This window comes from Paraburkholderia sp. BL23I1N1 (assembly GCF_003610295.1).
Lineage (GTDB): Bacteria > Pseudomonadota > Gammaproteobacteria > Burkholderiales > Burkholderiaceae > Paraburkholderia.
The window spans coordinates 5,937,369-5,959,960 of the sequence record NZ_RAPV01000001.1; the positions used below are offsets into that span (position 1 = coordinate 5,937,369).

17 protein-coding genes and 2 pseudogenes are annotated in these 22,592 nt (G+C 61.3%); 10 read left to right on the forward strand and 9 right to left on the reverse strand.

The features are described 5' to 3' along the window. Positions 1-6: 6 nt before the first annotated feature. On the reverse strand, positions 7-309 hold the full coding sequence (locus B0G76_RS27770) for a putative quinol monooxygenase (protein ID WP_120295325.1): 303 nt from the start codon (positions 307-309) through the stop codon (positions 7-9). 172 nt (positions 310-481) lie between these two features. Continuing rightward, a complete protein-coding gene (locus B0G76_RS27775; protein WP_120295326.1) occupies positions 482-805 on the reverse strand; it encodes a hypothetical protein in 324 nt (107 codons plus the stop codon). 220 nt (positions 806-1,025) lie between these two features. Between B0G76_RS27775 and B0G76_RS27780 the strand changes: the two genes are divergently transcribed. Next, positions 1,026-1,367 (forward strand): zinc ribbon domain-containing protein YjdM, encoded by a 342-nt coding sequence (locus tag B0G76_RS27780; protein WP_120295327.1) that lies wholly within the window; start codon positions 1,026-1,028, stop codon positions 1,365-1,367. Between the two features lie 21 nt (positions 1,368-1,388). Here B0G76_RS27780 and B0G76_RS27785 read toward each other — a convergent pair whose 3' ends face one another. After that, positions 1,389-2,789, reverse strand: a complete 1,401-nt coding sequence (locus tag B0G76_RS27785) for a heavy metal sensor histidine kinase (protein ID WP_120295328.1) — start codon at positions 2,787-2,789, stop codon at positions 1,389-1,391. Further along, positions 2,786-3,457 (reverse strand): heavy metal response regulator transcription factor, encoded by a 672-nt coding sequence (locus B0G76_RS27790; RefSeq protein WP_120295329.1) that lies wholly within the window; start codon positions 3,455-3,457, stop codon positions 2,786-2,788. The genes B0G76_RS27785 and B0G76_RS27790 overlap by 4 nt, the downstream gene beginning before the upstream one ends. 184 nt (positions 3,458-3,641) lie before the next feature. Here B0G76_RS27790 and B0G76_RS27795 point away from each other — a divergent pair. The 3 genes and pseudogenes from B0G76_RS27795 (at position 3,642) to B0G76_RS27805 (ending at position 5,774) form a co-directional block, all read left to right on the forward strand. Next, positions 3,642-4,273, forward strand: a pseudogene (locus B0G76_RS27795) (hypothetical protein). Positions 4,274-4,371: 98 nt separating this feature from the next. Further along, positions 4,372-5,004 carry a cytochrome b/b6 domain-containing protein gene (locus B0G76_RS27800; RefSeq protein ID WP_120295330.1) on the forward strand — a complete coding sequence of 211 codons (633 nt, stop codon included), beginning with the start codon at positions 4,372-4,374 and terminating at the stop codon, positions 5,002-5,004. Next, positions 5,001-5,774: a molybdopterin-dependent oxidoreductase gene (locus B0G76_RS27805; RefSeq protein WP_120295331.1), complete on the forward strand. Its 774-nt coding sequence runs from the start codon at positions 5,001-5,003 to the stop codon at positions 5,772-5,774. Before B0G76_RS27800 ends, B0G76_RS27805 begins: the two co-directional genes overlap by 4 nt. 31 nt (positions 5,775-5,805) lie before the next feature. Here B0G76_RS27805 and B0G76_RS27810 read toward each other — a convergent pair whose 3' ends face one another. Continuing rightward, positions 5,806-6,804: an AraC family transcriptional regulator gene (locus tag B0G76_RS27810; RefSeq protein ID WP_183082158.1), complete on the reverse strand. Its 999-nt coding sequence runs from the start codon at positions 6,802-6,804 to the stop codon at positions 5,806-5,808. Positions 6,805-7,124: 320 nt separating this feature from the next. On the opposite strand from B0G76_RS27810, the gene B0G76_RS27815 reads away from it, so the two are divergent. Together B0G76_RS27815 and B0G76_RS27820 are read left to right on the forward strand one after the other, a co-directional pair. After that, positions 7,125-8,177: an NAD(P)-dependent alcohol dehydrogenase gene (locus tag B0G76_RS27815; protein WP_120295332.1), complete on the forward strand. Its 1,053-nt coding sequence runs from the start codon at positions 7,125-7,127 to the stop codon at positions 8,175-8,177. A gap of 816 nt (positions 8,178-8,993) precedes the next feature. Continuing rightward, positions 8,994-9,950 carry a LysR family transcriptional regulator gene (locus B0G76_RS27820; protein ID WP_147394093.1) on the forward strand — a complete coding sequence of 319 codons (957 nt, stop codon included), beginning with the start codon at positions 8,994-8,996 and terminating at the stop codon, positions 9,948-9,950. 37 nt (positions 9,951-9,987) lie between these two features. Here the strand turns inward: B0G76_RS27820 and B0G76_RS44175 are convergent. Both B0G76_RS44175 and B0G76_RS27825 read right to left on the reverse strand, forming a co-directional pair. Continuing rightward, positions 9,988-10,196: pseudogene (locus B0G76_RS44175) on the reverse strand (nucleoside hydrolase); the annotation flags it as partial. 350 nt (positions 10,197-10,546) lie between these two features. After that, positions 10,547-11,512, reverse strand: coding sequence for a hypothetical protein (locus tag B0G76_RS27825; RefSeq protein ID WP_120295334.1), 966 nt, complete (start codon positions 11,510-11,512; stop codon positions 10,547-10,549). A gap of 125 nt (positions 11,513-11,637) precedes the next feature. Here B0G76_RS27825 and B0G76_RS27830 point away from each other — a divergent pair, with 125 nt between their 5' ends. The 4 genes from B0G76_RS27830 to B0G76_RS27845 all read left to right on the forward strand — a co-directional run bounded on the left by B0G76_RS27830 (position 11,638) and on the right by B0G76_RS27845 (position 18,621). Further along, positions 11,638-12,483, forward strand: coding sequence for a M15 family metallopeptidase (locus B0G76_RS27830; RefSeq protein WP_183082160.1), 846 nt, complete (start codon positions 11,638-11,640; stop codon positions 12,481-12,483). 267 nt (positions 12,484-12,750) lie between these two features. Further along, entirely contained in the window at positions 12,751-16,671 is a 3,921-nt protein-coding gene (tssM, locus tag B0G76_RS27835) for a type VI secretion system membrane subunit TssM (protein ID WP_120295336.1), read from the forward strand. Further along, positions 16,668-17,660 (forward strand): type VI secretion system-associated protein TagF, encoded by a 993-nt coding sequence (gene tagF, locus B0G76_RS27840; protein WP_120295337.1) that lies wholly within the window; start codon positions 16,668-16,670, stop codon positions 17,658-17,660. The genes tssM and tagF overlap by 4 nt, the downstream gene beginning before the upstream one ends. 4 nt (positions 17,661-17,664) lie before the next feature. Beyond that, positions 17,665-18,621, forward strand: coding sequence for an OmpA family protein (locus B0G76_RS27845; RefSeq protein WP_120295338.1), 957 nt, complete (start codon positions 17,665-17,667; stop codon positions 18,619-18,621). A 90-nt stretch (positions 18,622-18,711) separates the two neighbouring features. On the opposite strand, the gene tssA is transcribed toward B0G76_RS27845, so the two are convergent. After that, positions 18,712-19,821 carry a type VI secretion system protein TssA gene (gene tssA / locus B0G76_RS27850; RefSeq protein WP_120295339.1) on the reverse strand — a complete coding sequence of 370 codons (1,110 nt, stop codon included), beginning with the start codon at positions 19,819-19,821 and terminating at the stop codon, positions 18,712-18,714. Between the two features lie 66 nt (positions 19,822-19,887). Further along, positions 19,888-22,563, reverse strand: coding sequence for a type VI secretion system ATPase TssH (gene tssH, locus B0G76_RS27855; protein WP_120295340.1), 2,676 nt, complete (start codon positions 22,561-22,563; stop codon positions 19,888-19,890). Between the last annotated feature and the right edge of the window lie 29 nt (positions 22,564-22,592).

Consider the following 22,592-nt stretch of genomic DNA (forward strand, 5'->3'; position numbering starts at 1 on the left):
GCTCAATCAGCCCGGCAGTTTGGACGCCAGCACGTCGACCTTCTGGATGCTGGGCGGCGTGGCGAACAGCTCGCCGGCCTTCGCCATCAGCGCGGCGGCCACCTTGCCGTTCAGATGCGCATCACGGCCCGCTTCGTCCGGGAAAGCGTCGAAAATGCCGTATGTGGACGCGCCCAGCTTCAGACCGAACCATGCCGTCGTGGCAGGCTCCTCCTCGACGAGCGGCAAGCCGCTCAGCAAAAAGGCCTCGACATCCTTTTCCTTGCCGGGTTTGGCTTCAAGACGAACGTACAGAGCAAGTTTGACCATGGCGCGACTCCTTGGGTGAAATGGGGATAATGGATCCGCTTTGCAGCGGCCGACAAAGCGCGGTGAAAGGTGTCTGCTCGTCGAGCACTCAGCAAGTATAGGGCGGTGTTCGTGAAGCTGCGCCAGCGTGGGTCTGGGCCGCATCTGGGCCGCACCCTGGCGGAAAGGCGCGTCAGCCTTTGTCGGTCCGCACGGCCTCGCCGTAAGTGCTGACGATTCGCCGGTCCTGCTCTTCCACCGAAAACAGCTCCCATTCGAGCCCATTCACGTCCTTGCTGCTCGCGTACCCTTCTACGGAATCGTCCTCGAAGCCGACGTGCCGAAGCTGCCCCGCTTTATCCGGCATCTCGTTGATCGAAAAGTTGAGCAGATCGGTGCGCCACATCGCGTAACGGCCGGGTACAACCGCGGTGGGCGGCTGATCGAGACGGCGGGTGTAATCTTCGATGGAAGCCTCGAGACTCGTAACGGCCAAAGCGATATGGAAGCGTTTCATAGCAGTTGTCCTGACGGTTGGAATGAGGTGTTTTCATCGTATCGGCGAAGCACCGTCGCAACCAGTTGCGCAATCATCCCGGTATCGCCATTACCGGTTTGCGTTAAAACAGCTTCCCGTGCGCAGGGTGACTGCGGTTGGGCCAACGTCCGCTATACTCGCCGGCCCTGAATTTATCCCTGACGCTTTCCGCGGTGCGCCGCGGTCTGGAAAGAAAATCATGTCGACGATTCCCGCCTGCCCGCAATGCGCGATGGAGAACACTTACCCGGACGGCGAAAATTACGTCTGCCCCGATTGCGCGCACGAATGGCCGATGACCGCCGCCGCAAGCGCTGACGAGGCCGACGAACGTATCGTCAAGGACGCCAACGGCAACCCGCTGGCCGACGGCGACGCGGTGGTGCTGATCAAGGACCTGAAAGTGAAAGGCTCGTCGATCACCCTGAAAATGGGCACCAAGGTGAAGAGCATTCGCCTGGTCGGCGGCGATCATGAAGTGGACTGCAAAATGGATGCGGGCAACTTCATGCTGAAGGCTGAGTATCTGAAGAAGGTTTGAGGCGGCCGATTAAGCCGCCGACTAAGCGCCCGGAAAGCGCAATTCGAAACGCACCACGCCCGGCACCGGACACACCACGTGCGCCGTGCCGCCGTGCAGTTGCATGATCGCCCTGACGATCGCGAGCCCAAGCCCGCTCGATTCGGTAAACTCGCTGCGCGCCGCATCCGCGCGGTAGAAGCGGTCGAACAGGCGGTTCAGTTGCTCCTCGGGAATCGGCGCGCCGTCGTTTTCCACTACCACCGTCGCGCCCCGTTCGTCCTGCGTGCCGCTCAAACGCACCACCGTATCGTTCGCGCCGTACCGCACCGCATTCACAACGAGATTGTTGATCGCCCGCCGGCACAGCATCGGATTGACCGATGCCACACCCTGAGCCTCGACGGTAAAGCGCATACCGCGCTCGTCGGCGGGGCCCTCGAAATAGTCGGCGATCCTGACGAGTTCGTCGCGCAGATCGACAGGCTCGCGCTCGATAGACAGCGCAGCATGATCCGCGTGTGCGAGAAACAGGATGTTTTCCGCGATGTGGCTCAACCGGCTCAGCTCTTCGAGATTCGATTCGAGCAACTGCTGATATTCATCCGTGTCGCGCGGTTTGGCGAGCGTCACCTGAGTCTGCCCGATCAAGGCGCCCACAGGCGTCCGAATTTCATGCGCCAGATCGGCGGAGAACTGCGAGAGGCGCTGATAACCATCGGCAAGACGGTCGAGCATGGCGTTGAAGGCGTGCGTAAGCTGACGTAATTCGACCGGCGCGGCCTCGCTGTCGAGCCGCACCGACAAACTCGCCGGACTGATCTGCGCCGCCCGCGTGGCGATCTCGCGCACCGGCCGGAACGCGCGGCGCAAGACGTAATAGGCGAGCAGCGTCGCGGCCAGCATGCCGATAAGCGTGGCCAGCACGATGCGATTGCGATACGCGGCCAGCATCCGCACTTCCTGAGTCATCGGGTGCGCGGCGATCACTTCGACCTCGCTGCCGTCCTCGCGTGCTTTGACGGTGGCAATCGTCCAATGAACCGGCACGCCGTCCGGCAGCAGAGTCTGGCGGACGTCCGCGAGCGTCGGTATGCGGTTCTCCGCGCCGGCCTGCAGGGCGGGCACCGCAATGTTTGCGGGGTTCACGTCGATAAACGGCGCTTCGCCCGGACGGCGAAACAGCAGCACGTCCGCCTCCGCGCCGAACATGCTCTCGAACAGCAAAGGCCGGTTCTTCAGCTCGCTCACCGAATAAAGATCGCGCACGATGCGGCTGAAATGTTCGACTCGGCCTGTGAGCACCACGTCCGCGCGACGCTGTAACGACAGCTGTGCGGAGTGATAGAAATACGCGCCCAGCGTTCCGATCACCACGCACGCGATCGCGGCGAACAGCACGGTGGTGCGAGCCATCAACGAACGTTCGCTCCACAATTTCATGAGCTGTCGCCGAAGGTATAGCCAATGCTACGCACCGTATGAATCAGCTTCTTTTCAAATGGATGATCGATCTTGGCGCGCAGCCGTTTGATGGCGACGTCGACCACATTGGTGTCGCTATCGAAATTCATATCCCACACTTCCGAGGCGATCTGCGTGCGCGATAGCGCTTCGCCCTGTCGGCGCACCAGCAGATGCAGCAGCATGAATTCCTTGTTGGTCAGCGGAATCTCGACGCCTTCGCGCGTGACCTTGCGGCGCAACACGTCCAGCTTAAGGTCGGCGATCTCGAACACGTCGCTCTCGCGAATCACGCCACGACGCAGCAGCGTGCGGACGCGTAACACCAACTCGGTGAAGGAGAACGGTTTGATGAGGTAATCGTCGGCGCCGAGTTCGAGGCCGCGAATGCGGTCGCTGACATGATCGCGCGCGGTCAGAAAAATGACGGGCAGATCGCGCCGCGCTCGCAGCGCACGCATGATTTCCCAACCGTCGATGCCGGGCAGCATCACATCCAGCACCACGAGGTCGTACGCGTGTTCGAGCGCCATATGCAGGCCGTCCGTGCCGGTGCGCGCGAGGTCGACCGCATAGCCGCTTTCGCGCAGCCCCTTCTTCAGGTAGTCGCCGGTTTTCGGGTCGTCTTCGATGACGAGAATGCTCATGGACCTGTTCTTTCGGACCCGGGCGCCGCCGTGGGCGCGGGTCATGAATGTGGACGTGGATATGACGGCCATTCTACGTGGCCGCGCCGCTCCGTTCATGACGTTTTTGTCATCCGTCCGTCACTTTACGGAGCCACTCCCGCGCCTAATCTGCCCCTATCCTTCACCCACCCAGAGCAGACTCATGAAGATTGTTTCCGCTAATGCGATACGCGCCATCGTCGCCCCCGCGCTCGTTGCTGCCTCGCTGTTTGCCGCAGGATCCGCCGCGCAAGCCCAGAGCGCCCCGCCCACGGGTGTACGCGGCACGGTGACCGCGCTTTCGGGCGACGTGCTCAAGGTCCACACGCGCGACGGCAGGGACGTCGACGTGAAGCTCGCCAACGACACGCCGATCCGCGGCGTCGCGCTCGCCAATGTGAACGACATCAAGCCGGACAGCTACGTCGGTACCGCCGCGATTCCGCAGCCCGACGGCACGCTAAAAGCGCTCGAAGTACACGTCTTCCCGGCGAGCATGCGTGGCTCCGGCGAAGGTTATCGCCCGTGGGATCTCGGCTCGAACAGCACGATGACCAACGGCACGGTGGGCTCGCTCGTGGTCAGTAACGGCCGCACGATCACCGTCAAGTACAAGGACGGCGAAAAGAAGATCGTGATCCCGCAAGACGTACCTATCGTCGCCCTCGAACCGGGTGACCGCTCGCTGCTGGTGCCGGGCGCGAAGGTCGTGCTGTTCGCCATAAGGAAGCCGACGGCACCATGGCGGCGAATTTCATCTCGGCGGGCGAGCACGGCTTAACGCCGCCGATGTAAGACGGCGCTTTTCAATCGTTCGCTTTTCAGCCGCTCGGACAGCCGCGTGCCTCGATGACGCGGCCGTCCGATTTGTCTTTGTTTCATGACCGCTCATCATGCCCGAACCGCAAGCGCGCTCTATCGTCCACCCACTCGTCGTACGAATCACGCACTGGATCAACGCTTTTGCGATGGTCTGCATGGTGATGAGCGGCTGGGCGATCTATAACGCGTCGCCCTTCTTCCCATTCAAATTTCCGGTGTGGGCGACGGTCGGCAGCTGGCTGGGCGGCTCGATTGCCTGGCATTTCGCAGCGATGTGGCTGCTGTGCGCGAACGGCCTGATGTATCTGGCGTATGCCATCGGACGTGGGCACATTCGGCGCAAGCTCCTGCCCGTCTATCCGCTCGATGTCGTACACGATGCCGCATTAGCGATGCGCTTCAAGCTGCCGCACGATACCGGCAAATACAACGCGGTGCAGCGCGCGCTCTATCTGTTCGTGTTGTTTCTTGGCGTGCTGCTGGTCGCCTCGGGGCTCTCGATCTGGAAGCCGGTGCAGTTCTCGTGGCTTACCGCGCTATTCGGCGGCTTCGATTTCGCGCGTCGCGTGCATTTTGTCGCGATGGCGGGTGTGGTTGGTTTTGTTGTCGTGCATCTGGCGCTGATGCTGCTGGTGCCGCGCACCTTACTGCCGATGGTGACCGGCCGCGCCCGGCTCGCCACACACGACGGGAGCGAGGCATGAACGAATCAGAACGCAAGGACTCGCGCAACACACGCATTGTTCTCGCCGACCACAAACCGCAAATCGAACGCCTGCAGCGGCGCCTGTTCCTGCGCTCGTCGCTTTCGATCGGCGCGCTGGCGATGCTCTCGGGTTGCAACATGCAGGACGGCGATTCCGTCGACAAGGTGTTGTGGGCCATGTCGCGCTGGAACGATCGCGTGCAAGGATGGCTGTTCGATCGCAATAAGCTCGCGCCCACTTATTCGGCGAGCGAAATCACCGACCCGTTCCCCTTCAACGCGTTCTATCCGGAGTTCGACGCGCCGGATATCGACGGTTCGACGTACCAACTGGAAGTGTCGGGGTTGGTGTCGGACAAGCGCACGTGGACGCTCGATCAACTGCGCGCCTTGCCGCAGGCTTCACAGATTACGCGGCATATCTGCATTGAAGGATGGAGCGCGATCGGGCAATGGCGAGGCGTGCCGTTTCGTACGTTCCTAGAACGCATTGGCGCCGATCTGAGCGCTCGCTATGTCGGCTTCAAATGCGCGGACCGTTACTACTCGAGCCTCGACATGGCGACTGCCTTGCATCCGCAAACCCAACTGACGCTCGATTTCCGCGACGCGCCGCTGCCGGCCAAATATGGCTACCCACTAAAGCTGCGCGTACCGACCAAACTGGGCTTCAAGAATCCGAAGCACATCGCGGCAATTTTCGTGACCAACACGAACCCCGGCGGCTATTGGGAAGACCAGGGGTACAACTGGTTCAGCGGGTTATAACGCTTCGATAACGCTGCCGGCACACGTGCGCCTAGACCGCGGTCACATAACGCGCAACCGGTTTGACCACCCGCGGCGCCGGCGCATCGTACACGCTGCGCATGCGTTTGACTTCATCGACCGGGCTCAGGCCGAACAGGCGCTTGAACTCGCGGCTGAATTGCGACGCGCTTTCGTAACCAACGCGCGCCGCGGCCGCGCCTGCATTCAAACCGTCCTGCACCATCAGCAAACGCGCGTGATGCAAGCGTGTGGTCTTCACGTACTGCATCGGCGAAGTTGCCGTCACGGCCTTGAATTGCGCATGAAAAACGGCGAGGCTCATACCCGCTTCGGAAGCGAGCGTATCGACATCGAGTTGCCCGTGATAGTCGGCATGGATTCGCCGTAGCGCCTTGGCGATGCGGCCGAAATGATTCTGATGCGTGAGCGCCGCGCGAATCGCATCGCCCTGCTCGCCCGTCAACACCCGATAACAGATTTCGCGCACCACGCCAGGCGCGAGAATACGCGCGTCGAGCGGCGAGGCTAACGCCTCTATCAACCGCTGCACGGCGTTGCTCAAGGCCGGATCGAGCGGCGTCGAATAGATGCCGAGCGGCTCCTTCTGCGCGGTGCCCTGCGTTTCATTCAGCGCCATCAACAACTCGGCCACCATGGTCAGATCGATACGCACCGAGATACCGAGGAACGGCACTTCCGGGCTCGCCTCGGTTTCACATTCGAACGGCAGCGGCACCGACAGCACCAGGTACTGCTGCGCGTCGTACTGGAACACCTGATCGCCGAGAAAACCGCGCTTGCGTCCCTGGCAGACGATCACGATGCTCGGCTCGTACATCACGGGCAGACGCGGCATCGGAGTATTGGCCCGCATCAGATTGACGCCTTCCACGCTGGAACGCGTGATGCCGGGATTGGGCGCGAGCGAGTCGAACAATTCGAGCAGACGTTGCTGGGCAGGATCGATCGGGGCGCCATTGACCGGGTCGCGATCGATCGATGTGGGTTCAACGGAACGGGTTGACATGACGGTATAGTGACGCGCAAGAGAATAATGCTTGAAATTTAGCACCGAACGACCTACTGCGCTCACCGCCAGGAGTTTTAGGCAAATCTTCAAGACTTTCGGGTATTCCCCGGTTCGCTCCCGGCTTCTACTATGGGAACCCTGCCGGATCAACTTTTTCCGCGCCGCGCCGGGCTCGGTTGTCCGTTCACTTTTTCGGTGAATACGTCGACCACCGCTTGCGCCGTGATCCCGGTTCACAACAGGGTTTAGCCGTATTGGCGACATGCGTCGCCAATCGTCGGCGCCTTGCGACATCACCCTCTTTGCTGGAGCTACCCATGAGCACGACTTATGCCTATGCAGCGACTGACGCTACCGCGCCGCTCGCCCCATTCGAAATCCAGCGCCGCGCGTTACGCGCCCACGATGTCCAGATGGATGTTCTGTTTTGCGGCGTGTGCCATTCCGACTTGCATCAGGCGCGCAATGAATGGAAGAACACGGTGTTTCCGGTGGTGCCGGGTCATGAAATTGTTGGCCGCGTTACGGCGGTCGGCCCGGACGTGACGAAGTACAAGGTAGGCGATCTGGTAGGCGTGGGCTGCCTGGTCGATTCGTGCCGTACGTGTGCCAGTTGCGAAGAGGGTCTCGAGCAGTATTGCGAGAACGGTTTTGTCGGCACGTACAACGGTGTGGACCGGGTTGACGGTCAGAACACTTACGGCGGTTATTCGACGCAACTGGTGGTGGATGAAGAATTCACGCTGCGGGTGCCGGAGAATCTCGACCCGGCGGGTGTGGCGCCTTTGCTGTGCGCGGGTATCACGACGTATTCGCCGCTACGCACGTGGGGTGCTGGTCCTGGCAAGAAGGTCGGGATTGTCGGTCTTGGCGGCCTGGGTCACATGGGCGTGAAATTGGCTCGTGCGATGGGTGCGCATGTCGTGTTGTTCACGACGTCGCCGTCGAAGATTGAAGATGCGAAACGGCTTGGGGCGCATGAGGTTGTCATCTCGAAGAATGCTGAAGAGATGGGAGCGCATGCCAACAGCTTCGATTTCATTTTGAATACCGTTGCTGCGCAGCATGATTTGAATCCGTTTTTGAATCTGCTGAAGCGTGATGGGACGATGACGCTGGTCGGCGCGCCGGAGCACGATCATCCGTCGCCGCAGGTGTTCAATCTGATCTTCAAGCGTCGCCGGCTGGCTGGTTCGTTGATTGGCGGGATTGCCGAGACACAGGAGATGCTTGATTTCTGCGGCGAGCATGGGATTACTTCGGACATTGAAGTGATTGCCATGCAGGGGATCAATGAGGCTTTTGAACGGATGCTGAAGAGTGATGTTAAGTATCGGTTTGTGGTTGATCTGGATTCCATGCGGAAGTGATTTGGGTTTTGCCTGTGCGGCGCTTGGTGGGGTTGGGTGCCTTGCAGGCAGGGGCTTTTCCTGATCTGGAATTTTTGGGCTTTTCTTGCTTTGATTTTTGGCCTTTCCTTGCTTTGTTAGTGGTTTATTAGCGTTGCCCCTGTGCGGGGCGGCACCTACTTTTCTTTGCCTGCCGCAAAGAAAAGTAGGCAAAAGAAAGCGGCTCACACCGCTAATTTTTAAGCGGGTCCCCCGCACAGTCTCGGTAGTGGTGCATCTGGAATCTGTGCCCTCGCACATTCGGCGTACGTGACAAGGCAGTCATGCTTCCCGCCTCGCACGATGTGCTCGCCGGAAAGGTTCCTCCGAAAACATGAGGCTTCGTTTTGGGCGTGGTTGGAGCCATCGGCTTCGCCTCGGCGAAATGCTAATGGACCCAACGCTTCAGAATCGCCGCAGGCATCGAATAACACAGACGGTTTAATGAAGTACCGCGTCGGCGCGCGCAGCGCCGCCGGAAGTATGACGGCCTTGTCACTCACGCCGAATGCGCGAGAGCACAGATTCCAGATGCACCACTGCCCCCTCCAAGCCAGGGGACCCGCTTAAGAGCTAGCGGTTTGAGCCGCTTTCTTTTGCCTACTTTTCTTTGCGGCAGGCCAAAGAAAAGTAGGTGCTGCCCCGCACAGGGGCAACGCTAACAAATCAATAAAAAATCAAGGAAAGGCCAACCCCACAGGCATACAAAAAAACCGCCGAACAGGCCAACAAACCAAGAAAAGCCCACCGCCGCAAAGGCAAAAAAAACCACCCTCAACACCAACAGGAGTTTGAATCGTGATTGACAGAATAACCGCAATGCGAACATTCATCCGAATCGTGGACACCAACAGCTTCACCCGCGCAGCGGAGTCCCTCGACATCCCGCGCGCGACAGCGACGACCATCGTCCAGAACCTGGAGGCCCTGCTAGGCACCGCCCTCCTAACCCGCACGACGCGGCGCCTAAGCATCACCCCAGAAGGCGCAGCCTACTACGAACGCTGCGCGCAAATCCTCGCCGACATCGACGAAATGGAAGCGAGCCTCCGTCACTCGACGGATAACCTCACCGGCCGCCTGCGCATTGAAATGCCCGGCGCGGTAGCAAGCGCCATCGTCCTGCCGGCACTGGACGACTTCCACGCCCGCTACCCGAACCTCGATCTCGCGATCGGCATCAGCAACCGCACCGTAGACCTGATCTCGGAAGCAATCGACTGCAGCATCCAGCTAGGCGATTTGCCGGATTCAAATCTGGTCGCACGGCAATTAGGCACGCTAGAACACGTGACATGCGCAAGCCCGGCCTATCTGGCCCGCCACGGCACGCCCACCGGTCTCGACGATCTGCGCGGACACGCTGCCGTCAATTGCATGTCGCCGCATAACGGCCGCGAAGTCGACTTCGATTTCGAAGTGGACGGCGAAGCGCAAAACGTCAAGGTCAGAGGCTTCGTCAAAGTAAGCGACGAGCAGGCTTACCTCACCTGCGGATTGCAAGGCCTGGGCCTGATCCAGCCCGCGCGAATCGCCGCACAGCCCTACCTCGATTCGGGACTGCTGCGCGAAGTTCTACCGCAATGGAAACCCGTACCGATGCCGGTTTCGGTCGCGTATGTGAAGAACCGCCGCGTGTCGCCGCGCGTGCGCGCCTTCGTCGACTGGCTCGCGGAGTTGTTCGAGCAGACCGAACACGTCGATCAGGACCTGTCGCGCGTCCGTCAATTGTTGCGTGGTCTGCATCCCGCCTGAGGCGGGTTTCATGCAGGCCCGCAACATCGCGGCCGCGTTAGTTCGGAAGCCTCACCATCAGCGGCACCAGACGCGTCAAGAAATCAACAAAGAAATTGAAAACCTCGGACTGTCGAAGCGTTTGACGATCGCCCTCTTCTACACACCTGCCGGCGGCGAACGAATGTAAGCGGTCGACTTGCCGTCATTGGCGCCGAACCTCATATTCACATCCACTTGTTCATCCACCGTCCGCGCCGCAAACGAGCACCCCAAGTGGATCCGTCTGTGCATTGAGATCACCGCCGCCAGATTCGTTGGACTACCCGACGAACAACCGCCCACCACCGAAGGCAGGATCGCTGACCAGCACCTGCCGTCCAAAGAAACGCCTGGCACCCCACCGTACGTCACAGCCCCCGCCGATCTACCAGTGCGCAACCGGTTGCGATTCAGCTTTGCAACGGCGACGAGCGGCCCGCGGTTGCTTGACGCGAACCAACGCGGGATCGACGTGTTTGTGGAAGATAAGACGCAGGTCAGCGATGGTCAGACACCGCGCGGAATACGAGCCTGGTTGCCGCGAGTCACGAAGACGCGCGGCACAGTGCCTGAACTTACGGCTGGCGCGCCTGAGGCGCCGCCCCCGGACAAGCCGGATCTTTACCCCAATGTCCGTCGCACACGCGCCAGCGGCATAACTGGTCTTCAAAGAAGCCGCGTTGTCCGCACTCTTTCACGCGTTCAGCCAGCTTGGCGTTTCCAGGGGCCGCGGATGCACTGATCTTGGTGGCCGTGCTGCCGTCGGCCGCTTTCGTGTCGGCCGGTTTGGTCCTTGCCACGAGCGCAGCCAATAGATCGGCATCCGAATCATCTTTCGAAGCATTACCGGCCGTGCGCGGCTTCTTCGTTTGAGCGACCGCAGTCGGTGCGCTTGCGTGATGATTGCTCGCGGTCGCGGTCTCCTTCTTGCCGTGCGCCGCCGTCGCCGTATCGTGTTTCGCATTGCTGGCGAGAGCCGTTGCGCTCTTACCGTGCTTCGCCGCCGGCACTGTGACCGCCGACGCAGCCGTTGCGGACGCAGCCGTTGCGGACGCAACCGGTGTGGACGCGTTGCTCGGCTCAGCACCATCCGCAAGCGCGCGCGATAAACGGCTTTCATCGCCGCTTGCAGGCGCACTCGCGGATGCCGCGGGCGTCTTGCTATCGCTGTCGTCAGCCACGATCGTGGCCGCTTGCGACGAAGCCGCGGCCGGCGCACCCACTTTCGCGGTTACCTGCGGCGCACCGCTTGCGGCAGACGCCGGCACGGCGACTTTCCCGGCACTGGTCGGCGTAGCCGATGCGAGCGACTCGGTCTGCGCACGCTGCTGCATATGCCACGCCCCCCAACCGCCGGCTGCGATCACCAGCAAGGCGACCAGCACAAGCGGCGTTTTGGACCGGCGTGGTTTATCGGTAGGCGGCTCGACGCGGCCTTCCAGGTTCGCAAGAATTCGCGAACCATTGCCATCGGCGCCCTTAGCCTTATCGGATAACAGGCTAGGTGGGGCTTTGGAATTCGAACTTTCCGGCGCACTCATTCACTGTCTCATTGAATCCTGGATTATTTCGCCGTGATAATACCGTTCCGGCTCCTCTCCGAGCAGGCCTGATTCTAAGAGCAAGCATTACAAAATACAATTGTTTCCAATTTCCGGGGTCGACTTTGATTGCCGTAGTACTTCTCGCCTATTTCGCCATTGCCGTTGTGATCGCCGCAATGCTCCTATTGCCGGCGGTACGCGCCTCTTTATTAGGCGCCGCACTCGCCATTCACGGCCGCGTTATGCGTGGGGCATCGCAAGGTGCAGCACGTGCTCGTGGTCAATTAGCACGTTCGGCAAAAATTTCGCAATCGACTGCAGTCGATATGCAAAAGTTACTGGCAAAGCGGCGCTTGCTGATTTTTACCACCACAGGTATTCTTGCGACGCCGCCATTGGTGGCATTGGCTTTACGCGGCAGGCAATTATTCCAATTCGATGACACTGCAAGAGTACCGGACGAAAAAATTGCCGCGTTATTGAATGGCGAACAGCTCGTGCCCCCGCCGCCGTTGCCGCCCGAGGTATTTGCAACGCGGGAAGTGGAGCAGATCCGGCCCGCGCTGAAAGACGCGAGCCGTGACTGGAATCTGCTCGACGCCGATTTCAGAACGCGTTTATTGCTCGTGTACAAAATCATGCACGAGCAATACGGTTATGAAATGGCATTGCTGGAAGGTTATCGCAGTCCGGAGCGGCAAAACCGCCTGGCGCAAATGGGGGGCAACGTCACGAATGCCGCAGCGTTTCAGAGCTATCACCAATACGGTCTTGCCGCGGACAACGCGTTTTTGCGCGACGGCAAGCTCGTCATTTCAGAAAAAGATCCCTGGGCCATGCGAGGTTATCAGTTATACGGACAGACGGCCGAACAGGTCGGCCTGACGTGGGGTGGCCGCTGGAAATTGATGGATCTCGGGCACGTTGAATATCACAAGCCCGGTTTCGTCCTGGGGCGCGGTCATTAAGGCAAGGCGGGCAATAAAGAGGTTGCAATGGGGCGTTCAATCAATATTTCTGGCAAAAGGCGGCAATGCCGCGTGCATAACGGCATTCGTCCAGTCGCCATTGGCGGGACATCCTATGGCGGATTTAACAATTCGCCCGCATTCACCTTCGCCTGAATATGCTTTCATTTTGTTTCAAACGCGGCGCCGGCAGATTTTGCCCGCGCTCGCGTCTTGCTGTTTGCCACACACGCGCCACAACACACATCACCAAGACCTGAACGGCTTATGCGACGCATTCTTAACGTGTTGACCCATACACGCACGCTCTCGATCATCGGCTTGCTCGCGCTCGCTGCTGTTTTATTCATCGGCGCCGATACCTTGCAGATCGACATGATGTGGCCTGCCATCGTGCTCGGCGCGGTGATCGCACTATGGCTGCTGCTCTGGGTGGTGCGCCGCCTGCGCGCGCGGCGCGCGAACGACAAGCTCGGCGAAATGCTCGAGCAACAAGCCGAAAAGCAGACCGAAACCGGCCCCGCGCCCACGCCCGCGCGCCAGGCCGAACTCGACGTCTTGCGTACGCGCCTCGTAGACGCGGTGAAAACGATCAAGACCTCGAAGATCGGTCAGATGTCCGGCGGCTCGGCGCTGTATGAGTTGCCCTGGTACATCGTGATCGGCAACCCGGCTGCGGGCAAGAGCAGCGCCGTGCTGAATTCCGGCCTGCAATTTCCTTTCGCCGAGAAGAACAACGCGGTAATTCACGGTATCGGCGGTACACGGAATTGCGACTGGTTCTTCACCACGGAAGGCATTCTGCTCGACACCGCCGGCCGCTATTCCGTGCACGAAGAAGACCGCACCGAGTGGCTCGGCTTCCTTGGCCTGCTCAAGCGCTTCCGGCCGAAGGCGCCGATCAACGGCATCATCGTCACGGCGAGCATTGCCGAGTTGACCAGCAGCAAGCCCGAGTTCGCGATCAATCTCGCGAAGAATCTGCGCCAGCGCGTGCAGGAGTTGACCGAGAAGCTCGAAGTGTTCGCGCCGGTGTATGTGATGTTCACCAAGGCCGACCTGATCACAGGCTTCACCGAATTCTTCAGCGGCAGCGAGCGTCACGAGTACGACCGCGTGTGGGGCGCCACCCTGCCCTACGAACCCGACGAAAAGCGCGACGTGGTGGGCCTCTTTGACGAACACTTTGAAGAGCTCTACGACGGCCTGAAAGAAATCAGCGTTGCGCAGATGTCGATCAGCCGCGGCAACAAGCTCTCGCCGGGTCAGTTGAGCTTCCCGCTCGAATTCTCGACGATCAAGCCCGCCTTGCGCGCGTTTCTCGCCACGTTGTTCGAAACCAACCCGTTCCAGCACAAGCCGATTTTCCGCGGCTTCTACTTCACGAGCGCATTGCAGGAAGGCGAAACCAACAGCGCCGCCGCCACGCGCATCGCCAACCGTTTCGGCCTCTCCGCGGACAGCCTGCCCAAGCCGCATAGCGCGTTCTCGAAGAACGGCTTCTTCCTGCGCGACCTGTTCTCCAAGGTGATCTTCGCCGACCGGCAGACCGTCAAGCAGTTCGCGAGCCCCGCCAAAACGCGCATGCGGTATGCCACATTCTTCGGCTTTGTCGCGGTGCTCGCGCTGGCGCTCGGCGGCTGGACGTGGTCGACGATCGGCAATCAGCAGCTCGCCGACAATGTCAAAGCCGACCTCGACAACGTGGTGCGCCTGCAGCAGAACCGCAACGACCTGCAATCGCGCTTGCAGGCCATGGACATTCTGGAAGACCGCATCGACCAGCTTGAACAATTCCGCCGCGACAAGCCGCTGGCGGTGTCGCTCGGGCTGTATCAAGGCGACCGCCTCGAGCAGCACCTGCTCACCGAGTATTACAACGGCGTGCGCCAGATCCTGCTCGACCCGGTCTCGCAGAATCTCGCGTCGTTCCTGAAGGACGTCAACGCACATCCCGATCAGCTCGCGCCGCTGAACCGCAATCCGGACGCTGCCGCGCCGATTCCCGTATCGGCGCACAACGCGATGGCGACAAACGGCCAGGGTGGCCTGTATAGCGACGCGTCGCCGACCAACGTGGAAGACGCGTACAACGCGCTCAAGACCTACCTGATGCTCAGCGACAAGCGTCACGTGGAAACCGCTCACCTGACCGATCAGGTCGCGCGCTTCTGGCGCGGCTGGCTTGAAACGAATCGCGGCAACATGCCCCGCGACGAGATGATCCGCAGCGCCGAGCGCATGATCACGTTCTATCTGTCGCGTGTGTCCGACAACGACTGGCCGATGATCGACCAGAACCTCGGCCTCGTCGACCAGACCCGTGAAAACCTGCGCCGCGTGGTGCGCGGCATGCCGGCCCGTCAGCGCGTCTACGAGGAAATCAAGGCGCGTGCGTCGACCCGTTTCGCGCCGATGACGATCGCGCGGATCGTCGGCGAAAACAATACGGCGCTGGTGGCCGGCAGCTATGCGATTCCCGGCACCTTCACGCGTGAAGCGTGGTTCCAGTACGTGCAACCGGCAATTCGCGATGCCGCCACGAAGGAATTGCAGGCCAAAGACTGGGTGCTCAACACCTCGGCGCATGACGATCTGACGCTGGAAGGCAGCCCCGAGCAGATCCAGAAAGCCCTCGTAGCGATGTACAAAACGGAGTACGCAATGCACTGGCAGAAGTTCATGCAAGGCATTGCCGTGCAGAGCTTCGGCAGCTTCGGTCAGGCCGTGGATGCGATGAACCGTCTCGGCGATCCGCAGGATTCGCCGATCCGCAAGGTGCTCGAAACCGCGTACGACCAGACTTCGTGGGATAACCCGTCGCTCTTCAACGCGAACCTGAAGCGCGCGCAAACCGGCGTGACCAGCTGGTTCAAGAACTGGTTCTCGCGTGCGCCGACCGGCCAGATTAACGCCAATATCGACATCAACGGCAATCCGGTTGAAGTGCCGATGGGGCCGATCGGCCAGGAGTTCTCGGCACTGGGCCGCATCGTCGTCTCCGGCGACAACGGCTCCATGCTGAAGGGCTACATGGACACGCTCTCGAAGGTCCGTACGCGCTTCAACGTCATCAAGAACCAGGGCGATCCGGGGCCGGGCGCGCGTCAGCTGATGCAGCAGACGCTCGACGGCAACGGCTCCGAATTGGCCGATTCGCTGAAGTACGTCGACGAACAGATGCTGACAGGTCTCACCGATTCGCAACGCAAGGCACTGCGCCCGCTGCTGGTGCGTCCGCTGATGGCGGCGTATGCGGTGGTGATCCAGCCGGCCAGCGTCGAAGTCAACAAGGTGTGGAACGCACAGGTCTATCAGACCTTCCAGAACTCGCTCGCGAACAAGTATCCGTTTGCAAGCGACGCGAAGGTCGAAGCCGGCGCCGGTGAAATCGGCCAGGTGTTCGGGCCGGATGGCGCGATCGCCAAGTTCGTCGGCACCACGCTCGGGCCGCTCGCGGTGCGCCGCGGCGACACGCTGACCTCGCGCACGTGGGGCGACATGGGTCTCGCGCTGACGCCCGACTTCACCAGCGGCTTCGCACGCTGGGTGGCACCGCTCGCAGGGGGAGCCGCGAGCTCGTCGGGCCAAAGCTCGGCTGAGCCGCAGACCGTGTTCCAGATCCTGCCGCAGCCGAGCAGCGGCACCACGGAATACACGCTCGCAATCGACGGCCAGCAAATGCGTTACCGCAATACGCCACCGCAGTGGACCAACTTCGTGTGGCCGAATCCGTCGGGTTCGCCTGGTGCAACACTGAATGCGACGACCTTCGACGGCCGCACGCTGCAGCTGGTCAACGAGCCGGGCCGCTACGGTCTGGAGAAGCTGATCAACTCGGCGCAACGCAAGCGCCGTCCGGACGGCACCTTCGACCTGTCGTGGACGCAAGGCAACGTGACGGTGGCGGTCAGCATGCGCATCATCAGCACGTCGCAGGCCTCGGGCGGCAGCAGCGACGCGCCGCAACAGCAAAGCCTGCGCGGGTTGCGCCTGCCTTCCTCGGTGGCGGATGTGAGCGCTGCGGCGAACTCGGTCAATGCGACGGCTGCGGGTGGAGCGGTTATTAGCGGACCAACGGCACCAACAGGAACAGCGGGCACCACGCCTGCTGTCGCACCGGCCTCGCCGGCGGCACGGCCCGCGACGGCCGCCGCCGCGGTTTCGAACACAGGGGGTGCGCAATGACGCAAACCGTGCAGGCGCAAATCGCCTATTTCGGCAAGATTCCGTCGCGCGGCGACTTCGTCAAAAGCGCGCATAACCCGCAGCTGCTGGCCACGCTCGATCGCTGGATCGCCGAGGCCATGGAGTTGCTCACCGAGGATCCGCGCTGGAAGATCGTCTACGAAAACGCCAAGCCGATGCACTTCGCGTTCCTCGGTTCGCGCAGCAAGCTGGCGATCGCCGGGCATATGGTGGCGAGCCAGGATCAATCGTCGCGCCGCTTTCCGTTTCTTGCCGCGACCGCGCTGGAAGTTGAAAAACCGCTGACGTTTCTGGCGCACAGTCCGCTGGCCTTTGCACGCCTGTGGTCGCGCATCGCCTCGCAGATGAAGCCCTTACTCGGCGTGGGCGAGCCGGCTGGCGCGCTACAGGCACTCGGCGAAACGCAAGTGCCGATCGAAATCGGCGGCGGCCCGGGCAATCCGCATGACGGCACCTTCAACGATTTCGTCGAGCACCAGACGCTCTCCGGCCTCGAACAGATGTTGCTGGCAAGCGGTCATCCGGTGCGCCTGCGCGGCGCGATGCTGGCGCTCGGTTCGCTGCTGCGTCCGGTGATGCAAAGCGGTTCGTCGCATCTCGAACGCGGGCTGACCCTGCCGCTGCCGAACGATCCGTTCTATCGCTCGCTCGTCGCCGCGTTCTGGCTCGAACTGATCGCGCCGTTCGTTTCTCAGGCCGATTTCGAACTGGCGATTTTTATCGGCACGATTGCCGAGCGCGAGCGGCTCATCATCGGCTTTAACGGCGCCTCGGCCAAAACGCTGCATAGCGTGGTCGATCCGCAAGCGTACGCGGCACATAACATCGATATCGACGATCCCGAGTGGATCGACGAACACGCACAAAACGATCATGGCATCAGCAAGCTCGTCAGCTACCTCGACCAACCGCAACTGTCGTTGCGTGTCAGCATCGACACGTTCCGCGAAGCATTCACGGGAGCGTGACACGATGTTGAGCAAACACACGCGCATTGCCTCGCTGCTGGCAGGCCTTTTCATCAGCGCCCTCGCCCATGCCGACAACGACGGCCCGGCACGCGTCACACCCGTCGACAACAGCGGCATTGCGATTCACACGATCATTCTGCCCGCGTCTGCGTCGGCACAGCCGGGCAATGCCGGGCCCGCGGTCAATACGGCCGGGCTGGCCAGCGGCACCACGGGTGCCGGCACCGGCGCGATCAGCGCCTCGCCGCGGCCCGCCAACGCAATGCCAGGCCAGGTCGTGGTAGGGGGAAAAGTGCCGGATGAAGCGACCAAGGCGGCGGTGCTCGCCCGTCTGCGCGACACTTACGGCGCGGCCAACGTGGTCGATCAGATCGAAGTCGCCGATGTCGCGACGCCGCCGAACTGGTCCGCCAACGTGCAAAAGCTGATCGGCCCGCAGTTGAAGCAGATCAGCAAAGGCCAGTTGAAAATCGACGGCACGCAGATCGACGTGAAAGGCGAAGTGCATAACGAATCGCAGCGCCAGCAGCTCGCGAGCGACATGGCGAATGCGCTGAATCCGACCTACACGATCAGAAACGGCCTGCGTGTGAGCGCATCGGAGCAGGGGCTGCTCGATCAGACCTTGGCGAATCGCACGATCGAGTTCGAGACGGGCAGCGCGACGCTCACGCCGCAAGGCCGAGCGATTCTCGATCAGATGGCCGCCGTCCTCTCGAAGATGCAGACGAAGACGGTGGCGATCATCGGTCATACCGACAACTCGGGTAATCGCACCTCGAATATCGCCCTGAGCCAGGCGCGGGCGGACGCGGTGAAGGGCTATCTGGTCGCCAAGGGCATCCCGCCTGAACAGATGACGACCACAGGGGTCGGCCCGGATCAGCCGATTGCCTCCAACGATACAAACGACGGGCGCGCGCGCAACCGGCGCATCGAGTTTCGTGCGGGGTCCTGAGTTGTCGTTTGCTTGACCGCCGCGTGATTAAAAAAAGCCTGGCACCGGTGATGTTCGATGCCAGGCTTTTTGTTTGCGCTTAAGGACGTTCTAGCTATTTCCCTCAGGCTTCACGCCCAGCAGTTCGCGAATATGCGCGAGCGACCCATCGTCTTTCACGACCGACGAAAGCCACTGATGCAAAGGCATATCCGCGCATTCCGCCGCCTTGTCGGCGAGGTAAGCGGCCGGATTGTGGGGCTCGGTGCTGCGAAAGAATTTGGCCACGGCTCGCAACTGCGCGATGGCTTGCGCACGGCTCTGGATTCCTGCAATCGGGCTGATCGTGGTCGGCATGGTCGTCAACACGGGTTCCTCGCGTTGCGGTGAAGTCTTGAAGGTAGGCTCGGCGCGTTCTTGTTCTTCCGGCTTCGGCACTTTCGGCGGCGGCGCTTCAGCGCTGACGCCCAGTTCACGCGCGAAGCGTTCCGCCAGCCGGTAGACGCTCTCATACGCATCTTTCGCCTGACGGAAGCTCGGCGCCGAATCGGCCGCACGCCGGTCCAGTTCCTGTTCGAGCGCGAGCATTGCCGCTTCGAACGCTTTCAGATCGACCAGCAGCGTCGAATAGAACGCCGGCGGTGTGGCGCGTTTCGACGCCTCGATCTGCTCGATGGAAGGCTTGCCGCGCGCGATATCGTCAGCGTGATCCGGATCGCGCTTGACCGCTTGCGCGACATGCGTGGCCACGTCCCAATCGATCGTGCTAAACGAGCTGCCTTGTGCGGACGTGAGCGGCATCGCCCGCAACAGATCGCCGGTGCGGCCAACGAGCCACGCGACGTTGCCGAGGCGGTACTCGGTGTCGTCGCCCTCCGGCAGCGGATGCACGTGATCCCAGTACTTTTCGCACAGCCCGGTCAGCAGCGCATAACCTTGCGTGAGACCGGTCACGCCCTCTTCGATGGCAAGCGCCTCGGTGAGCCAGACCGCGAGGCGCAGGTCTTTCGTTTGCGTTTGCAGCAGATTGCTCGCGCGTTCGACCACGAACGGCCAGTCGGCTTCTTTAATATCCGTGACCCATTCACCCTGATCCAGCGACGGGTCCTCAAAACGGCGCGCGTGCTGGATTGCATCGAAATCCGCTGAAAACAGCAGGTCGTCGCCACAGGGCGAGGCTTCGCTGATCGGATCCAGCAGCGTGTTCAGATTAGTCGACATGACAGAAAGCAATAAGTATTGGGTACGGCATTAAAACAGATTGGCAAGCAGGCGAGGCATGCCCGTTCACACAACCGTGTATTCGAACTCGCCCGCTTCGCTCGCACGTACCGCGATGCGTTCGATGGCGGCGCCGTTGGCCATGCGCTCGAGCACCTGCTGCGCGACTTCGGGCAATAGCGTGCCGTTCAGAATGTGGTCGACGTTGCGCGCGCCGGAGTCCACTTCGGTGCAACGCGCCAGCACGGCGTCGACGAGCGAATCGTCCCACTCGAACACCGCCTTGTGATTCGACTCGATGCGACGGCGAATCCGCTCCAGCTTCAAGTCGATGATTTCGGCAAGCACGTCGTCTGAGATCGGGTAGTACGGCACCAGTTTCATGCGGCCGAGAAACGCCGGCTTGAAAGCCTTATACAGTTGCGGGCGCAACGTCTCAGCAAGTTCGTCGGCATCCGGCAGTTCTTCGGCGCTTTTGTTCAGGCAGGCCTGCATCACCGCTTGCGAGCCAACGTTCGAGGTCAGAATGATCAGCGTGTTGCGGAAATCGATCTCGCGCCCTTCGGCGTCGTCCATCGTGCCCTTGTCGAACACCTGGAAGAACATTTCCAGCACGTCCGGGTGCGCCTTTTCCACTTCGTCGAGCAGCACCACCGAATATGGATTACGACGCACGGCCTCGGTCAGCACACCGCCCTCGCCATATCCGACGTAGCCCGGCGGTGAGCCCTTCAGGCCGGACACGCTGTGCGCTTCCTGGTACTCGCTCATGTTGATCGTGACCATCTTGCGCTCGCCGCCGTAGAGCACGTCCGCAAGCGCGAGCGCGGTTTCGGTTTTGCCCACACCCGACGGTCCGACGAACATGAACACACCGCGCGGTTTATTCGGATCTTCGAGACTCGCGCTGGCGGTGCGAACGCGTTGCGCGATCGCATCGAGTGCGTGGTCTTGCCCGATCACGCGAGCGGCCAGCAGCGGCTGCAAATTCAGCACGGTCTGGATTTCGTCCTTGATCATGCGGCCGAGCGGAATGCCGGTCCATGAAGCGACGATTTCGGCGACCACATGGCCATCCACCTGCAAAGGGACCATCGGCTGACCGCCCTGCAGGGCGTGCAATTCCGCAACACGCGTGGCCAGCGTTTCGCGCGCCTGCTGTGCCTTGTCGGCCTGAGCAGCATCTGCGCTGCTCACGCGCGCGGCGTCGATCTCGGCACGCAAGCCGATGATCTCCGTCACCAACGCGCGCTCCTTGTCGTAGCGCGCTTCGTCTTCCGCGAGGTCCTTCACGTCTTCTTCACGCAGGCTGCGCAGTTCCGCGAGCCGTTCGTCGTGCAGCGCGCCGCTCGCCACTTCGCGTTCCAGCGTGGCGATTTCCGCGTCGATGCGCTCGAGCCGTTTCTTCGTATCGTCGATAGCGGCAGGCGTCGAGCTATGCGCGAGCGCGACTTTCGCGCAGGCGGTGTCGAGCACGCTGATCGCCTTATCCGGCAGTTGCCGGCCGCTGATGTAACGATGCGACAGACGCACCGCTTCGGTAATCGCATCGTCCAGCACGCGCACGTTGAAGTGCTTTTCCATCAACGCTGCCATGCCGCGCAACATCGCCGCCGCGAGCGTCTCGCTCGGTTCTTCGATCTTCACGACCTGGAAACGCCGCGCCAGCGCCGCATCTTTCTCGAAGTACTTTTTGTATTCGCTCCACGTGGTCGCCGCGATGGTGCGCAATTCGCCGCGCGCCAGGGCCGGCTTCAGCAGATTCGCCGCATCGTTCTGCCCGGCCTGGCCACCGGCGCCGATGATCGTATGCGCTTCGTCGATAAACAGAATGATCGGATGCGGGCTCTTCTTCACCTCGTCGATCACATTCTTCAGGCGGTTCTCGAACTCGCCTTTCACACTCGCACCGGCTTGCAACAGCCCCATATCGAGCACGTGCAGCGCGACGCCTTTCAGCGGCGCGGGCACGTCGTCAGCCGCAATGCGCAGCGCGAGGCCTTCGACCACTGCCGTTTTACCGACGCCCGCCTCACCCGTCATGATCGGATTGTTCTGCCGGCGACGCATCAGAATGTCGATGGTCTGGCGAATCTCGCCTTCGCGGCCGATCACCGGATCGATCTTGCCTTCACGCGCACGCTGTGTGAGATTGCTGGTGTAGGTATCGAGCGCGGGGGTTTTGGAAGGCGCGCCGGGTGCCGAGCCGGCAACAACTTCATCGCTCACGCTTTCTGCCGAGTTCTCTGCGGCGTGACTACGTTCGACTTCACGCGACCCCGCGGTCATGTCGTCGAACTTGTGCTTCAGATCCGTCACCCGCACGTCGCGCAGCAGCGGCGACATACGCTCGGCGAACTGCGCGAGGTCAGGCGCCGTCAACAATGCGAGCAGCAAGTGCCCCGAACGAATCCGTCCGATCTGCGAATCGAGCGACGCGATCAACCACGCCTGTTCGAGCAAATCGATCAGATGCTTCGAAAACACCGGCGTGCGCGTATTGCCTGTTTTCAACCGCTGCAATTCGCGCTCGATATCCGCGCGCAACGCATGTGCGTCGACCCTGCTCGCACGCAGCGCCAGTGTGACATCGCTCGCCGGTTCATCCAGCAGTGCCAGCAACAGATGCTCGAGGTCGACCTCGTAGTGACCACGCGCGAGACAGTTGTTCGCCGCGAGCAAAGCCGCCTGCCGGCAGGTCGGATTCAGTTTGGCGATCAGGGTATTGAGGGACGTGCTCATGTCGTGCGATCCGGGTCCTGGTTCTATCG

Bases quoted from the DNA above. Each gene is read 5' to 3' on its own strand.
- B0G76_RS27770 (WP_120295325.1), bottom strand. From the start codon at position 309: ATGGTCAAACTTGCTCTGTACGTTCGTCTTGAAGCCAAACCCGGCAAG.
- B0G76_RS27775 (WP_120295326.1), bottom strand. From the start codon at position 805: ATGAAACGCTTCCATATCGCTTTGGCCGTTACGAGTCTCGAGGCTTCC.
- B0G76_RS27780 (WP_120295327.1), top strand. From the start codon at position 1,026: ATGTCGACGATTCCCGCCTGCCCGCAATGCGCGATGGAGAACACTTAC.
- B0G76_RS27785 (WP_120295328.1), bottom strand. From the start codon at position 2,789: ATGAAATTGTGGAGCGAACGTTCGTTGATGGCTCGCACCACCGTGCTG.
- B0G76_RS27790 (WP_120295329.1), bottom strand. From the start codon at position 3,457: ATGAGCATTCTCGTCATCGAAGACGACCCGAAAACCGGCGACTACCTG.
- B0G76_RS27800 (WP_120295330.1), top strand. From the start codon at position 4,372: ATGCCCGAACCGCAAGCGCGCTCTATCGTCCACCCACTCGTCGTACGA.
- B0G76_RS27805 (WP_120295331.1), top strand. From the start codon at position 5,001: ATGAACGAATCAGAACGCAAGGACTCGCGCAACACACGCATTGTTCTC.
- B0G76_RS27810 (WP_183082158.1), bottom strand. From the start codon at position 6,804: ATGTCAACCCGTTCCGTTGAACCCACATCGATCGATCGCGACCCGGTC.
- B0G76_RS27815 (WP_120295332.1), top strand. From the start codon at position 7,125: ATGAGCACGACTTATGCCTATGCAGCGACTGACGCTACCGCGCCGCTC.
- B0G76_RS27825 (WP_120295334.1), bottom strand. From the start codon at position 11,512: ATGAGTGCGCCGGAAAGTTCGAATTCCAAAGCCCCACCTAGCCTGTTA.
- tssM (WP_120295336.1), top strand. From the start codon at position 12,751: ATGCGACGCATTCTTAACGTGTTGACCCATACACGCACGCTCTCGATC.
- tagF (WP_120295337.1), top strand. From the start codon at position 16,668: ATGACGCAAACCGTGCAGGCGCAAATCGCCTATTTCGGCAAGATTCCG.
- B0G76_RS27845 (WP_120295338.1), top strand. From the start codon at position 17,665: ATGTTGAGCAAACACACGCGCATTGCCTCGCTGCTGGCAGGCCTTTTC.
- tssA (WP_120295339.1), bottom strand. From the start codon at position 19,821: ATGTCGACTAATCTGAACACGCTGCTGGATCCGATCAGCGAAGCCTCG.
- tssH (WP_120295340.1), bottom strand. From the start codon at position 22,563: ATGAGCACGTCCCTCAATACCCTGATCGCCAAACTGAATCCGACCTGC.